The following is a 13,254-nucleotide window of genomic DNA, read 5'->3' as shown; positions in this document are numbered from 1 at the left end:
TTTGGGCTGGCGCGGGAAGTCACCATTCCGCGGTATTGCCATGCGCTCGAACCAGCTTGTGCAGCAGGTTGGCCGGATCGTCGGCGCAGCCCGCATTGGTGCGTTCGCGAACACGCGTCATCGATACCGACAAGCCGAGGCCGAATAACAGCAGCCCCAACACCGCTACGCATCCGAGAGCAATGTTGTTCATGGCAATGCGGCTCCTTGTCAGGCAATCGACGCACGCCTGTTTGGCGAGAATCAGGCGGCCCCCATTCTCGCACGGGCCGGCACGCGAGGTCCGCGCGGCTGGACCCCGCAAAAACGACGGCGCCGCGATCGTTCCAACACCGATCGCGGCGCAGCTTACTACTCAAATACGTGGACTACGGCCATGCTTAGTCTTTGTGATCGAATTCCGGCAGCGCACGCGTTCCTTCAATCGCGACCGAATGCAGCAGCTCAGGCTTCAGATCGAGCAGACGCAAGATCGTCGGCGCGACCTGCGTGGTCAGCACCGGCTCGTCATTGACCTGCCCGGCGTGATGCGTGTGAGGCACGTACATCACGAGGCCGAGATGGCTGTCGTCGGGCGCGTTGCCGCCATGCTCTTCGTCCTTGGACGTGCTCGACGTATAGATGACGCCCGGGTTCGGTTGAACGATGATGTCGGGCGTACGGCCGCGCGACGGGTCGCCGAACCGGTTAGCCAGTTGCGGGCCGGACAGGATGTACGCCTGAGGGCCGTCCGCGCAAATGCCGGGTGCGTTGCAGCTCAGATTGGCTTTCAGCGTCTTCACGACCGAAGACACCTGGCTTTGATCGCGCAGCCAGATCAGGCCGACGTCGTCGGTCTGCACGAAACCCGTGCCGACAAGTCCGGTGCCGTCGTTGAGGTTGCCGCTCTTCGTAGCGGCCTGCCCGAAATTGCCGCCCGAATCCAGGTAGTTGTTGGCTTCGAGCAACTTGGTCAGCGTATCGCCGTTCTTCACGAGCTTCGAATGATCGGTCGGCGACTGGCCATGCTTCGCGGTCACGATGATCGCCGTCGACGAATAGAGATTGCGTTGCTTCAGTTCGGACACGACGCGTCCCAACGCGTCGTCGATATACGCGATCGCGCCGGCGACTTGCGGACCCGGCGTGAAGCTCGCATCCAGATAGCCGCCGCCCGACGCGACCGTGGCCTTCTGCGCGACGCTCAGCGTCTGGAAGTTGGCGCCGAACACGGTCGGCACCGCGACGTTCTTTTGACCTGTCGAATCCTGGCCATCGATTTCATGGATCAGCGATTGCACGTGGTAGTTGTCGAACTTCTCCGTGTGCGTGTACGTGTCGAGGTAGTAGGTATTGGTATCTGGATCGATCGAATTTATTTCGGTGCGCGAAAGGTCGTCGACGCCCGCGCCCGACGGTCCGTTGAGCCAGTCGTAGCCCCACGCGTGCTTGTCCGCCCACGCGGTGCGCGCGCCGTTGACGTTGCCCTTGATCACTTCGAAAACCGTGTTGGTCTTCAGATAGTTGTGCGGATAGACGGGCGTACAGACGCCATTGACGAGCGCATGCGGAATCGCCTGCGGATTGAACGCGCCGCCGCCGTCGAGATGGATCAGCGCGCCGCCGTTCTCGCCGTCGATGCCGGTCGTTTCATCGAAGACGACATTCCAGCCGGTCGGGCCCGTGCAATGGGTATCGGAAGGCGCATAGAGCGTGCGGTCGTAGGAGACGTCGTAGAACAGCCCCGCGGACTTCGGCGAGCCGCCGGTCACGAGCGCGGCGAGGCCCGGAAACGAATCCGACAGTCCCGGTGTATGCGCGTTCGTATAGGTGGTGCCTGACTTCGCGAGCAGCGCCAGGTTAGGGCACGTATTCGCGCCGATGCAACGCGCGACGTCCTGCTCATGCAGACCGTCGAAGCTGATCAGCAGCACATGCTTGACGGACGCGCGATCGCGATCGTGATCGTGATCGTCGCCGGCTGTTGCGACTGCCGAGTACAACCCGGCGAGTAGTGCGACGGCGGCGCACATTGCGCTTTGCTTACGCTTCCATTTCGTGATCGGTTTCATGTCTCGTCCTTTTGTTTGACAACGAATTTGGGTAGTGCGGGACGAATTTGAACCGTAAAAAAGTCATTTGCGTGACCTGAAATTAATATTTGGCAATACTGAGGTGTTAAGGTCTTGTTAAGCTTGGGGTGATCCATTCGACGCGCATGCGCTGTGAACCTGATTCGATTCCGCGCGTGATTTTTCGCGAGTCGGCAAGCATAAAAAACGGCACGGGCTATTGCAGCCCCTGCCGTTTCGCCGGTCGGTAGTCGAATACCGCCAGGCGTCATCCCAGTGAATGAATCAACGCCTGATCCGTCACCTGCACCGGCCTGACCTTGATCGATTGACTATAAAGCGGCGGCAGCGTCGAGCAAAACTCGTCGAGGTCTCCTTGTGGCATGCGGGGCTTAACGTATTGCAAAGGCGACGGGTTTACGTGGGGCAGTGGACTTTCCATCGTCGAACCGTACGCGCCGAGTTCAAGCAGGCCTTGCGAACCGCTGTCGGGGCCGAGCGCCATCACGAACGTGCAGTATTGGTGGAAGCAGCGGCCGCCGCGCGGCGGCGCCGCCGTCCGTGCCGCTCGCGCCATGCCGGTCGCCGCGATCGCCGCGCCCGCACGCGGCATGACGCGCGCGCGTTCGCCTAGTGCGCGGCCGGCTCCTGCGTGATGGAATCCACGCGGTCGGGATAGAACGCAAGGTGCTCGCGGATCGGCGCGACAGCGTCGTATGGGTGCTCGTAGGTCCACACCGCGTTGGTGCCGCGCTCGCCGGCCGAAGGAATCGAGAAGTATGCGCATTCGCCCTTGTACGGACAATAAGTGGCGTGCGCCGTGCGTTCGAGCCGGGTCATGTCGACGTCCTTGCGCGGGATGTACAGCACGGCCAGATAGCGGGCTTCGAGCAGCGTCAATGCGTCGTGCGTATCGGCAATCACGTGACCGCCTGCCATGACGATCACGCGCGCGTGGTGGTGCTCGATCATGATTGGATGATCCGGGCCGGGGATCTTGACGGGTTTGTCGTTCGGGACCGAATGAGTGGACATAACGAGGCTCCCTGCGAAAGTGGGGCTGCGAGGTTTCGTGAGTCGACGGCGATGTTCGTCGCCGAACGCCACGCAAGCGACTGAAGATCGCCCGTATTGCCGTACTACTTCCTTTCAGGTATTTCTATCACATACTAACGCAGACCTTCCAGGTGCTGTGAGCGGCGCAATGCCCGTCGGAATTGCATCAGTTGCGTGCGCGTGCTTTTGTGCAACGGGATGGCGACTTCGCGGAAGACGAACACGATCAGCCGACTGACAGGAGCGCGTCATGCTCGTTGGATATGCCGTGTATGACCCTGCAAGTGAGCCTGCAATCTCGTCGACAAATGGCGAGGTTGTTTGACTATGCCGGCGCTTCGGAAGTGTTGGTCACTTCGCGCATTTGGGGCGTGTGCCGCTCTAACCTTGAACCTGTTGTCCTGCCCTTCGCACGCACAGGTCGCGCCGAGGCAATTGTCGAGCAATACCGTGATTGGCGGCAATGTAAAGCAGCACGCAGACGCTGTGCTCGCGATCATGACCTACACGACAGTCCCGGACGTTACGACCAGTAACCTGTCGGTCAACAACGGCCTGACGGGTAATCCCGGCTTTGGGCAGACGCAATTTGGCGGCGGCTTCACCCTCAGCAGGTCGTTTCCGTTGTACATGGAGGGCACGCTCGCCTACAGCCGCTACGATCCGATCTTCATTGCCACGGATGGCGCCCAGCAGCGTGCGGTGCCGACGAAGTGGAACACCTTCAGTGGCACGGTCGGCCTGGGGTGGGATTTCCGCATCACGGACGAACTGGTATTCCGTCCGATCTTGAACGGCACGATTGGGCGTGTCTCGAGTGACCTGAAGGTAGGGCAGACCCTCTTCAATCGTGTCACCGACAGCAACCTGCAGTTCCTCGAAAACGGCTCGCTGAACGCCTACGGCTATGGTGGCTCCCTGATGCTCGACTACGAACACTACCGCGAAAACTACGAAATCGACGCCGAATTGCGGGCAACCGATATTTACCTGCGCAGCTTCGGCGGTTCGTCGGAGGCCGTTCAGGGCTCGGCCATGGCGCAGCAGGTGAGCCTATGGACGCGCTGGCGCGCGCCCACCGGTTGGCACGCGCTGGACCGGCCGGTCCGCTATGTGCTGGAAGCCGCTTACTCGCATTATTTCGGCGATAGTGCCGGCGTGCTGGGTTTCAACGACCTCACGTCGCTGGGAGTCGGCCTCGAACTCGACAGCAGCAGGTATCCCGTCATCGTCACCCGTACGCGGGCGATGGTGCGCTATGTGTTCGGTCGCAACGTGCACGGGGTGTCGTTCGGATTCGCGATGAGTTTCTAGCCGGGCCAGCTTGCCGGTCCAGCAACGAGGCTCGAACCCATGCGCGCGATCCAATGCTTCTTGTTCTCGCGCGGCCATGCGGTATAGCGCTTGCTCGGCCCAGACATGAATCGATCAAGGGAGCCGTGATGAACGACAAACCGAAACAGCCCGATGCCGGCGGCAATCTGCCGGGCACGTTGTAGCAGAACCAGGCCCTGAACGAAGGGCCAAAACGAAGGGCCAAAACGAAGGGCCAAAACGAAGGGCCAAAACGAAGGGCCAAAACGAAGGGCCAAAACGAAGGGCCAAAACGAAGGACCTCGTGCCATGCGTACACTCGGACAGAGCCGGTCGACGAAGCGGATCGACAGCGAGCCGGACATGCGCCTGCAGAAGATAGAGATTGCCGACTTCCTCGTAAGCTGGACCGTCATCCGGGATTCGGAAGGCGCCTTCCAGTGGGTCGTGGTCGTGACGGAGCGTGGCGGCGAGCATCACACGATCTTCGAGCGACGCGGGACGTGCGGCCACGTGTCATGGGACGACGCGCTCGACATCGCGGCCGAAACCGCGCGCCGCGTTGCGGCCGGGCTCGTCGAGCCGGGTGAACCGGCGAAGACGAAACAGCGGCGCGGGCGCACGCCGGGTGCATCGCGCCCTAATCGTTGATGCGCGATCGCGGGCGGCGCCCCGTGGTGTCAGTAGTGTGTGCTAGTTCCATTGACGCCGCGTCTGTGCCGCGCGACGCGACCTCGGCAGCCAATGCCGCAACGCGAACAATACAGTCGATCCCAGCAGCAGCGTGGCGATCGGAAACGTGCCCGCGGCATTCACCGCAATGTCCATCGGGCGCTCTCCGAGCAACTGCATCCGGCGGCGCGTCATCGCGGCGCCGAGCGACTGCAGTTCGTTCTTCAGCACGCGCTCGGCGTCGGGCAGCAGGATGGTTTCCTCGTCGGCGACATGATGAGCGACTTCGCGGATCAGTTGATAAAAGAGCCCGTCGTAGGCGGCGTTTTCGGGGCCCATCCCGCGCAGCTTCGCGATCGTTGCGCGCATCTCGTCGTGCTCGGGACGGCTTTTTCTCAGTGCCTCGTCATTGCCGAGCGCGCGGTCGAGCGCCGGGTAGAAAATTTCCTCCTCGAGCTGCGCGTGGATATCGAGCGCGTCGCACACGCCGTTGACGATCGCGCGTTTGCGCCACCACGGCGTGGACGCGTGGTATCGGTGCGAAGCGGCGAGCACGTGCATATGGTCGAGGCGGATCATCGACGTAATCGACGGCGACAGCGATGAGGCGTCATTGGACATGGCGTTTCTCCAGGGAAAGGGTGCCGGCGGATACCGCATGCGCCATTCCCGCTGCCCAGCAATCGATCAACGCGGTGCCGGCTGCCGCGAGCGGAGTGCGTTGCTGCTCGTGAGGGCGCTCAACGCGGAGTCCGCGGCATCCGCCGCACGGGCGAACAGGTCGTCGACGATTCGCCGCGCCGCGCTATATCCGCCCATCAACGCATCGGCCTCGGTGTCGAACGGCCGGCTGCCTCCAATGTCGACGCGCAGCGGCGAGAACGTTGCGACCGCAGCGCCCGCCTGATAGATGTGAACCACCGCCGCGTAGCGTGTGCGTACCGCCGCGCGCCCGGCGGGGCGCAACGTGAAATCCGCCTCGACGGTCACCTCGATCGTGAACCCGTGGTATTCGTAGGTCCGCCTCATCATCATGTCCTTCGTCGCGTGAGTGTGTGATCGTGCCGGTGCGCGATGATCATGCGCGACGGGCGCGGCGCTAATTGCCGCCATGCGCGCTCGAGCGGCGCTGGCTCCGTGCTTCGAGCGTAGCGAGCCGCGCTTGCGGCTGCAGCGCCGGCGGCAGTTCGGCGTTGGCCTCGATGCGCGCGCGCCAGTAAGCCGGCGTCGCAATTCCCGTGCCCTGCCAGTCGACGCGGTCGCATTGAACGAGTCGTTCGAGGCGCTGGACAATCGCGCTGATATGCGTCAATTTCGTTGTGACGTCGTTGTGATTACGCGCGGCTTTCACAGGTTCTCTCCCCGTTTTGTTATCTCCAGCTTACTCGTCGTTCACAGTAAGTCATACCGGCTTGATGACATGTCCGAAAACGCCGGATTCAGCATGCTCGCATTTGCAAAAAAAAAAGTACATCGCAGTGAGTCGTCGGAGACAGCCGCATTGTGGACCGCCCCGTCCACTCTCGCGCCGCAGTTTGCGGGACCCACATTCGACGAACCGACGCGCCGGATTGCTTCTACGCTCGACTGTTGGTGTGACGTCGTGATGACAGCGTGTGCAAATGAAGTTCGCGCCGTCGTCGGTTAGCCGGTCAAGTTCTGATCTGGATCAAAATAGCAAAAGGCGGTGTGGTGATCGCGCCGGCGCTCGGGTACCCTCGTTGGAAATCCCTTTGTGCGTGGCACGATGAACGTGGTGACTATCGCGAGGGAGAGCGAAATGCCTGATGTCGGACAAGGCTCGTGCGCTACCGATGCACGCAAGCGCGGCGCATCCGCGCGTTGCGATGGTGATCGCAACGCGACTCACGCAGCGAAGAATCGGCGCGCGGCAGCGCTGCGCGGAACGCTCGTGATGACATTTGCCGTCGCCATGATGGGCGGGTGCGCGACGTCGGCCGAGCGCACCAATGTGCAGCCTTCGGGTCAACAGACGTGCAATGTGGCCGGCAAATTCTGCAACACGTTTTTCGGACCTTGACGGAAACGCTCCCAGCGCGTGTCGGCGCGCACGGCACGTTTCCTGACCGGCCCGCGTTCGTCTGCAATCGGACGACCGATGTTGGACGTGTCGCGGCGCGCGTTTGCTCGGGCGTGTCCATGGCCTTCAGCTTGTGGACAGCGAGCATCGGTTGGAGGAGCATGGTCGCCTGGATACGCTTGAAGGGGTATGCGCGATCGGACAATTCCACCCCACCATTTACGCGCACGAGCGAGGCAACCAGTCGTCCTATTGCAGGAGGAAAGAAATGCTCACGCAGAAAACCAAGGACATCGTCAAGGCCACGGCCCCGGTTCTGGCCGCGCACGGCTATACGATCATTCAACGTTTCTGCAGACGGCACTTCGAGGCGCCAACAAGCACGCGAGCCTCGACGTGAAGGCGGAGCACTATCCGATCGTCGGCGAACATTTGCCTGGCGCGATCAAGGACGTGCTCGGTGACGCCGCGACCGACGACATCATCTCCGCGTGGGCGCAGACATACGGCAATCTCGCGGACGTGCTGATGGGCATGGAAGCCGAATTGCGCGAAACGCGCGCATCGCAGCCAGGCGGCTGGACCGGATGGCGCACGTTCGTCGTCAAGGAGAAGCGGCCCGAGAGCAGCGTCATCACGTCGTTCATTCTCGAACCGAAGGACGAACAGCCGGTCGCGAACTTCGAGCCGGGCCAGTACATCGGCATCGCGGTCGATGTGCCCGCGCTCGGCCTGCAGCAAATCCGGCAATACAGCTTGTCCGACGTGCCGAACGGCCATAGCTATCGAATTTCGGTCAAGCGCGAGAGCGGCGAGGCCGGGCGGCCGCCGGGCTATGTGTCGTCGCTGCTGCACGATCACGTCGAGGTGTTCGGACTAAATCTGTTCGCTGAATGACGCATACGGTCGTGCCGCGCGACGGCTGCCCCGGAAGCGACAAGCAGGAATGCAGTCACCGTGACCGGGAGTGCGGCATGAAAGTGCACCATCTGAACTGCATTTCGACTTGCCCGCTGTGCGGCAAGCTGTTCAACGGCCACCCCGATTCGTTGATCCGCCGCGGGCATCTGACCTGCCATTGTCTGCTCGTCGAAAGTCCGGCGGGGCTCGTGCTCGTCGATACCGGTTTCGGTTTGCGCGATGTCGCCGATCCCTATTCGCGCCTCGGCAAATTCTTCCTGAGGCTGCTGAAGCCTGAGTTCCGAAATGAAATGACAGCGATCAGGCAGATCGAGCGGCTCGGTTTCGACCCGGCCGACGTGCGCCATATCGTGATGACGCACCTCGATTCCGACCATGCGGGCGGGCTCGACGACTTTCCGCACGCGACGGTGCACATGCTCGCGAGCGAGCGCCAATACGCGGCGCAGCAGAAGACGTGGCTGGACCGGCAGCGCTTCAGGCCGCAGCAGTGGTCGTATCAGAACATGTGGCGCGTACATTCGCCGCAGTACACCGAGCGTTGGGAGGGCTTCGCCAAGGTCCATCCCATCGAAGAACTCGCGAGCGAGATCGCGCTCGTGCCGTTGCGAGGCCATACCTATGGTCACGCGGGCGTCGCGGTACACGGCGATGGCGGCTGGTTGCTGCTCGCGGGCGACGCCTATTTCGACAGCGGCGAGCTCGACCCGGTGCGCCCGCATTGCGCACCCGGTTTGCGCTTCTATCAGTGGATGCTCGAAAAGGATCGCGCGGCGCGACTGTACAACCAGCGCCGCCTGCGTGATCTGGCGAAGCGGGCGAGCCCCGCGTTGACGATTTTTTGCAGCCACGACGTCGACGAATTCGAGCGGCTCGCGGGACGTTCGGTGGCGGTGCCGGCGGAGCAGATGGTGTGATGCTCGCAGGCTTGCGCGCGCCCCCGGTGCTTCGCGGATCGCTCACGTCTTGCGCCTGGCCGAGGCACCGTGCGCGGCGGGGCGCGTTTCCTATACTGCCTTTGTCCTCCGTTTGGATTCCAGGGGACATCGTTCTCAAATGCGCTTGCGGCGACCATGCCGGTTGAAGGCTGGTGGCTCTTTTTTGCGCGAGCGCATTTCATCGATCCGGCCGCCGCAGCAGCGCGGCCGCGAGCAGGCCCGCGCCGAGCGCCACGTAGACGTTCCCGAGCGAGCGGCACGACAGGTGCGCCTCGAATCCAGGGGTAAGCCTGTTGGGCACCACCTTGTAGTCGACCACATACGCGCTCGCCACGGTCGTGGCCGCGGCCACCGCGGTCGCGCCGGGCCGTCGCGACGGGTCGGGGCCGGCCATCCGGTCAACCAGTTGCTCGAACATCATTGCCCAGAAGATCGCGGCTGCCTGATGGATCGCGAAGCCGGTCACCGTATGCCGGATGCTGAAGCCGCGTTCACGCAGCGCGCGTTGCGGCCACAGGCAGTGGGTGACGGCATTGATCGGCGCGAGCGGGCTGCCCGATGCGTCCGTGGATGCCGCCGCGGCTGTTGCCGCCGACATGCAGCCGGCCAACAGCCCCGATGGGACGGCTCGGCGTAGCGTCGCACGGGTGGCCTGATACCACGGAGAACCGATTTTGTACTCGAGCGTTTTCATGGCAGGGCTCCGGTTCGGGCGCGCAAACGCACGCCCCATGATCGCGGACAGCGGTACGCGCGAGGAGCAGCTTGGCGCGTTCCGCGCGGACGATGCGCAGGAATGCCGGCCGAAAATCGTGGTCCCACTGCGATACGTAGTGCGGTTCATCGACGACGACGAGTTCGATGCGTTGCCGGGAACGCGCCCGCAATGACGCTGCGGATGATGTCCCGTTGGCCCGGGCGCAGCCGGCTGATCCCGAACACTTCGCGCAACGTACTGCGCATCGCGTTCAGACGGTCGGACGTGTCGCGCGGGATGGAGGTGTCGGTCATGAAGTTGGCGGTTGGCTTGCGGCACGGCGAGTCAGCCTGCGACGCAGCAAACATCGTACCGCGACGCGGCACCGCAGCCGGGAACGCGATGTGCTGATACGTCATGACGTGATATTTACGGCCAAACGGGTGGACTCATGAACAAGGAAGACAAGAGCGACGCGTATCCCTACGCGTCGGGCGGATGGGGGTCGGTCAAGGCGGTTGCGACAATCCTGCTGCAGGAAAAAGCGCCGCTGAAGGATAGCCAGGTTCTGATGCATCAGAACAAGCCCGACGGTTTCATGTGTGTCAGCTGCTCGTGGGCGAAGCCGGCCGATCCGCATATGTTCGAGTTTTGCGAAAGCGGTGCGAAAGCGACCGCGTGGGATCTGACGGCCAAACGCGTAACGCCCGATTTCTTCGAGGTCCACACGGTCAGCGAGCTCGCCAAATGGCACGACCACGATCTCGAGGAAGCGGGGCGGTTGACCGAGCCGCTGCGCTACGACCCGGCTACCGACCGCTACGTGCCGGTGCCGTGGCAGCAAGCATTCGATGCGATCGGCGCCGAGCTGCGCACGCTGGACCCGGCCAGCGTGGTGTTCTACACGTCGGGCCGCGCTTCACTGGAAACCTCGTACATGCTGCAGCTTTTCGCGCGCATGTACGGCACCAACAATCTGCCCGACAGCTCGAACATGTGCCACGAAAGCACCAGCGTCGGCCTCAAGGAAGCGATTGGCGTGGGCGTCGGTACGGTCTCGCTCGACGACTTCGAGAAGACCGACCTGATGTTTTTCTTCGGCCAGAACGTCGGCACCAATAGCCCGCGCATGCTGCATCAGTTGCAGGACGCGCGCAAACGCGGCGTGCCGATCATCACGTTCAATCCGCTACGCGAGCCGGGGCTGCTGCAATTCGCAAACCCGCAGTCAGCATTGGAGATGCTCACACCCAGCGATACGCAGATCAGCACGCAATACCACCAGGTGAAGACGGGTGGCGATACCGCCGCGATCCTCGGCATCTGCAAGCTCGTCATCGAAGCGGACGATCGCGCGGTGAGCACGGGCGACGCGCGCGTCGTCGACGTCGGTTTCATCCGCGAGCATACGAACGGCTACGAGCAATTCGCTCAGTACGCGCGCGACGCGAACTGGGACGACATCGAGCGAGTGAGCGGATTGCCGCGCGACGCGCTCCAGGCAGCCGCCGGCGAGTACATGAAGGCAAACGCGGTGATCATCCATTACGGCATGGGTCTCACGCAGCATCGGATGGGCGTGCAGAACGTGCGCATGCTGTGCAATCTGCTGCTGCTGCGCGGCAATATCGGCAAGCCGGGCGCGGGGCCGTCGCCGGTGCGCGGGCATTCGAACGTGCAGGGGCAGCGCACGGTCGGCATTACCGAAAAGCCGGAGCTCGCGCCGCTCGATCAATTGGCCAGACAGTTTTCGTTCGAGCCGCCGCGCGAGAAAGGCATGAACATCGTCGAGGCCTTCGAGGCGATGCTCGACGGCAAGGTCAACGCGATGATCAACCTCGGCGGCAACCTCGTGCGCTCGGTGCCCGACCGGGTGCGCACCGAACCGGCGTGGGCCGCGCTCGGGTTGACCGTCAACGTGGCGACCAAGCTCAATCGCAGCCACCTGGTGCACGGCCAGCGCTCGTATCTGCTGCCGTGTCTGAGCCGCATCGAGATCGACCGGCAGGCGGGCGGCGCGCAGGCGGTGTCGATGGAAGACAGCACGGCGCACTTTCATGGCTCGCGTGGCATGGCCGAACCGGCCGCGCCGACGATCCGCTCGGAGCCGTTCATCGTCGCGGGCATCGCGAAGGCGACGCTCGGCGAGCGCTCGAGCGTCGACTGGGATGCATGGCGCGACGACTATTCGCGCGTGCGTCTGGAGATGTCGAAGACATGGCCCGAGATGTTCGGTGATTTCGAGGCGCGTATGTGGACACCCGGCGGCGTGATCCGGCCGCTGCCGGCGCGGGAGCGCAAGTGGAAGACCAAAAGCGGCAAGGCCGAATTCATGGTGCCGACTTCGATCGGCGAAGATCCGGACATGCCCGCGCGTGAGCCCGATTCGCTGCGGTTGATGACCTTGCGCAGCGACAGCCAGTTCAACACGACCATCTATGGCCTCGACGACCGCTTCAGAGGCATCAAGGGTTCGCGCATGGTGATTCTGATGAATCGGGCCGACATGGAGAAGCGCGGACTCGCGCACGGCGACCGCATCTGCCTCGAGACGATCGCGGACGACGGCGTCGAGCGGCACGTCGACGGACTGACCGTCGTGCCGTTCGACGTGCCGCAGGGATGCATCGGCGGCTATTACCCGGAATGCAATCCGCTGCTGCCGCTATGGCACTACGCGAAAGAGAGCAAGGTGCCGGGCGCGAAGTCGATTCCGGTGCGCGTACTGGCGGCCACGCGGTGATCAGTGCTTCGTGGATACAAAGAGGCCGGCATCGTTACCTGTGCCGGCCGCTGAATTACACCCGGGCAGCGCGTGAAGGGCATGATAAGCGCGTGCCCATCTCCATCATAGTCGGGCCCGCGGCCCGCAACGCGTGATGTCCGTTACCCATTGAAGGACAGCGCACGACGCCACATAGTGTTCGGATACTGCGACGTCCCCTACGGATTCGGGGACAACGTTTCTCCAGAAGCGCTCATGGCATTCCATCGCCGCCTCCGGGCTGTGGTTCGATTTGCCGGCAACCCGGCATCGTCCGTTTCATCGCGTCGGCAGCCCTCGCACGCGACACGCAGTCCATGCGTGATGTCCGCGACCTGTGCGCGCGCCTCATCGAATTGCTGAGGAAGGGTTGAGAGCAGTCTATTGTTCACCCAACCAGGGTCTCGCGGCCAGCGATTTGCCGACGTCATGAACGAATCGCCGGCAAACGCCGTCGTGCATCACATGCGCCTACGGCGATGAACAGAATCCGGGTAGCCGCGACAATCGCCGGTCTCCCAGGTATGGCTGCGCGGGTTGCGCAGCCATACGGGGTTATTTCGAAAGCTGGGTCGGGACTTGCGTCGACGCTTGTGTCGGAAGTTGCGGAATCTGCGGAAGCTGTGGAGGTTGCGGAAGCTGCGGCCCACCCTGTGAAAGCTGCTTCGTGGACGGTTGCCCGGCGGACGCTGGCTGCTGCGACGGCAATTGCTGCGGCAGATTGCTTTGCGCAAGCACGGATGTGCTGGTAAGGAAGGCGAACAGTACAAGGAAGGTCTTTTTCATTTCAATTCTCTACA

The 13,254-nt window shown here is 62.9% G+C and carries 13 protein-coding genes and 2 pseudogenes; 5 read left to right on the top strand and 10 right to left on the bottom strand.

Annotated elements, in window-relative coordinates; genetic code table 11:
- Positions 1-22: 22 nt before the first annotated feature.
- The 4 genes and pseudogenes from OKW26_RS19245 to OKW26_RS19230 all read right to left on the bottom strand — a co-directional run.
- A pseudogene (locus OKW26_RS19245) lies at positions 23-193 on the bottom strand (MAPEG family protein); the annotation flags it as partial.
- Positions 194-380: 187 nt separating this feature from the next.
- Positions 381-2,051 carry an alkaline phosphatase family protein gene (locus OKW26_RS19240; protein WP_429354792.1) on the bottom strand — a complete coding sequence of 557 codons (1,671 nt, stop codon included), beginning with the start codon at positions 2,049-2,051 and terminating at the stop codon, positions 381-383.
- A 268-nt stretch (positions 2,052-2,319) separates the two neighbouring features.
- On the bottom strand, positions 2,320-2,664 hold the full coding sequence (locus OKW26_RS19235; protein WP_184059157.1) for a hypothetical protein: 345 nt from the start codon (positions 2,662-2,664) through the stop codon (positions 2,320-2,322).
- 17 nt (positions 2,665-2,681) lie between these two features.
- Positions 2,682-3,086: a DUF427 domain-containing protein gene (locus OKW26_RS19230; RefSeq protein ID WP_184059155.1), complete on the bottom strand. Its 405-nt coding sequence runs from the start codon at positions 3,084-3,086 to the stop codon at positions 2,682-2,684.
- A 348-nt stretch (positions 3,087-3,434) separates the two neighbouring features.
- Between OKW26_RS19230 and OKW26_RS19225 the strand changes: the two genes are divergently transcribed.
- Positions 3,435-4,421: a hypothetical protein gene (locus tag OKW26_RS19225; RefSeq protein ID WP_184059269.1), complete on the top strand. Its 987-nt coding sequence runs from the start codon at positions 3,435-3,437 to the stop codon at positions 4,419-4,421.
- Between the two features lie 309 nt (positions 4,422-4,730).
- Complete coding sequence (locus OKW26_RS19220; RefSeq protein WP_244144713.1) at positions 4,731-5,072, top strand: hypothetical protein; 342 nt, start codon at positions 4,731-4,733, stop codon at positions 5,070-5,072.
- A 42-nt stretch (positions 5,073-5,114) separates the two neighbouring features.
- Here OKW26_RS19220 and OKW26_RS19215 read toward each other — a convergent pair whose 3' ends face one another.
- The 3 genes from OKW26_RS19215 to OKW26_RS19205 form a co-directional block, all read right to left on the bottom strand.
- Positions 5,115-5,714 (bottom strand): hemerythrin domain-containing protein, encoded by a 600-nt coding sequence (locus OKW26_RS19215; protein ID WP_184059153.1) that lies wholly within the window; start codon positions 5,712-5,714, stop codon positions 5,115-5,117.
- Positions 5,715-5,780: 66 nt separating this feature from the next.
- A complete protein-coding gene (locus OKW26_RS19210; RefSeq protein ID WP_260321081.1) occupies positions 5,781-6,122 on the bottom strand; it encodes a hypothetical protein in 342 nt (113 codons plus the stop codon).
- Positions 6,123-6,192: 70 nt separating this feature from the next.
- Entirely contained in the window at positions 6,193-6,444 is a 252-nt protein-coding gene (locus OKW26_RS19205) for a hypothetical protein (RefSeq protein ID WP_429354791.1), read from the bottom strand.
- Positions 6,445-7,402: 958 nt separating this feature from the next.
- Here OKW26_RS19205 and OKW26_RS19200 point away from each other — a divergent pair.
- Together OKW26_RS19200 and OKW26_RS19195 are read left to right on the top strand one after the other, a co-directional pair.
- Positions 7,403-8,004, top strand: a pseudogene (locus tag OKW26_RS19200) (globin domain-containing protein); the annotation flags it as partial.
- A gap of 104 nt (positions 8,005-8,108) precedes the next feature.
- Positions 8,109-8,972 (top strand): MBL fold metallo-hydrolase, encoded by an 864-nt coding sequence (locus OKW26_RS19195; RefSeq protein WP_429354790.1) that lies wholly within the window; start codon positions 8,109-8,111, stop codon positions 8,970-8,972.
- Positions 8,973-9,171: 199 nt separating this feature from the next.
- Here OKW26_RS19195 and OKW26_RS19190 read toward each other — a convergent pair whose 3' ends face one another.
- Positions 9,172-9,687 (bottom strand): hypothetical protein, encoded by a 516-nt coding sequence (locus OKW26_RS19190; protein ID WP_184059265.1) that lies wholly within the window; start codon positions 9,685-9,687, stop codon positions 9,172-9,174.
- Positions 9,688-9,833: 146 nt separating this feature from the next.
- On the bottom strand, positions 9,834-10,004 hold the full coding sequence (locus tag OKW26_RS19185) for a hypothetical protein (protein WP_429354789.1): 171 nt from the start codon (positions 10,002-10,004) through the stop codon (positions 9,834-9,836).
- A 137-nt stretch (positions 10,005-10,141) separates the two neighbouring features.
- On the opposite strand from OKW26_RS19185, the gene OKW26_RS19180 reads away from it, so the two are divergent.
- Positions 10,142-12,433: an FdhF/YdeP family oxidoreductase gene (locus OKW26_RS19180; protein ID WP_429354788.1), complete on the top strand. Its 2,292-nt coding sequence runs from the start codon at positions 10,142-10,144 to the stop codon at positions 12,431-12,433.
- Between the two features lie 576 nt (positions 12,434-13,009).
- Here OKW26_RS19180 and OKW26_RS19175 read toward each other — a convergent pair.
- A complete protein-coding gene (locus tag OKW26_RS19175; RefSeq protein WP_184059279.1) occupies positions 13,010-13,240 on the bottom strand; it encodes a hypothetical protein in 231 nt (76 codons plus the stop codon).
- Between the last annotated feature and the right edge of the window lie 14 nt (positions 13,241-13,254).

It is taken from the genome of Paraburkholderia sp. 32, from assembly GCF_050435345.1.
Classification (GTDB): Bacteria; Pseudomonadota; Gammaproteobacteria; order Burkholderiales; family Burkholderiaceae; genus Paraburkholderia; species Paraburkholderia tuberum.
Note: the sequence above shows the minus strand (reverse complement) of the source record. Positions and strands in the feature narration are given on the sequence as shown.

What these genes read in the sequence shown, in the direction of transcription:
- OKW26_RS19240 (WP_429354792.1), bottom strand. Translation starts at nt 2,051, where the DNA reads ATGAAACCGATCACGAAATGGAAGCGTAAGCAAAGCGCAATGTGCGCC.
- OKW26_RS19235 (WP_184059157.1), bottom strand. Translation starts at nt 2,664, where the DNA reads ATGCCGCGTGCGGGCGCGGCGATCGCGGCGACCGGCATGGCGCGAGCG.
- OKW26_RS19230 (WP_184059155.1), bottom strand. Translation starts at nt 3,086, where the DNA reads ATGTCCACTCATTCGGTCCCGAACGACAAACCCGTCAAGATCCCCGGC.
- OKW26_RS19225 (WP_184059269.1), top strand. Translation starts at nt 3,435, where the DNA reads ATGCCGGCGCTTCGGAAGTGTTGGTCACTTCGCGCATTTGGGGCGTGT.
- OKW26_RS19220 (WP_244144713.1), top strand. Translation starts at nt 4,731, where the DNA reads ATGCGTACACTCGGACAGAGCCGGTCGACGAAGCGGATCGACAGCGAG.
- OKW26_RS19215 (WP_184059153.1), bottom strand. Translation starts at nt 5,714, where the DNA reads ATGTCCAATGACGCCTCATCGCTGTCGCCGTCGATTACGTCGATGATC.
- OKW26_RS19210 (WP_260321081.1), bottom strand. Translation starts at nt 6,122, where the DNA reads ATGAGGCGGACCTACGAATACCACGGGTTCACGATCGAGGTGACCGTC.
- OKW26_RS19195 (WP_429354790.1), top strand. Translation starts at nt 8,109, where the DNA reads ATGAAAGTGCACCATCTGAACTGCATTTCGACTTGCCCGCTGTGCGGC.
- OKW26_RS19190 (WP_184059265.1), bottom strand. Translation starts at nt 9,687, where the DNA reads ATGAAAACGCTCGAGTACAAAATCGGTTCTCCGTGGTATCAGGCCACC.
- OKW26_RS19185 (WP_429354789.1), bottom strand. Translation starts at nt 10,004, where the DNA reads ATGACCGACACCTCCATCCCGCGCGACACGTCCGACCGTCTGAACGCG.
- OKW26_RS19180 (WP_429354788.1), top strand. Translation starts at nt 10,142, where the DNA reads ATGAACAAGGAAGACAAGAGCGACGCGTATCCCTACGCGTCGGGCGGA.
- OKW26_RS19175 (WP_184059279.1), bottom strand. Translation starts at nt 13,240, where the DNA reads ATGAAAAAGACCTTCCTTGTACTGTTCGCCTTCCTTACCAGCACATCC.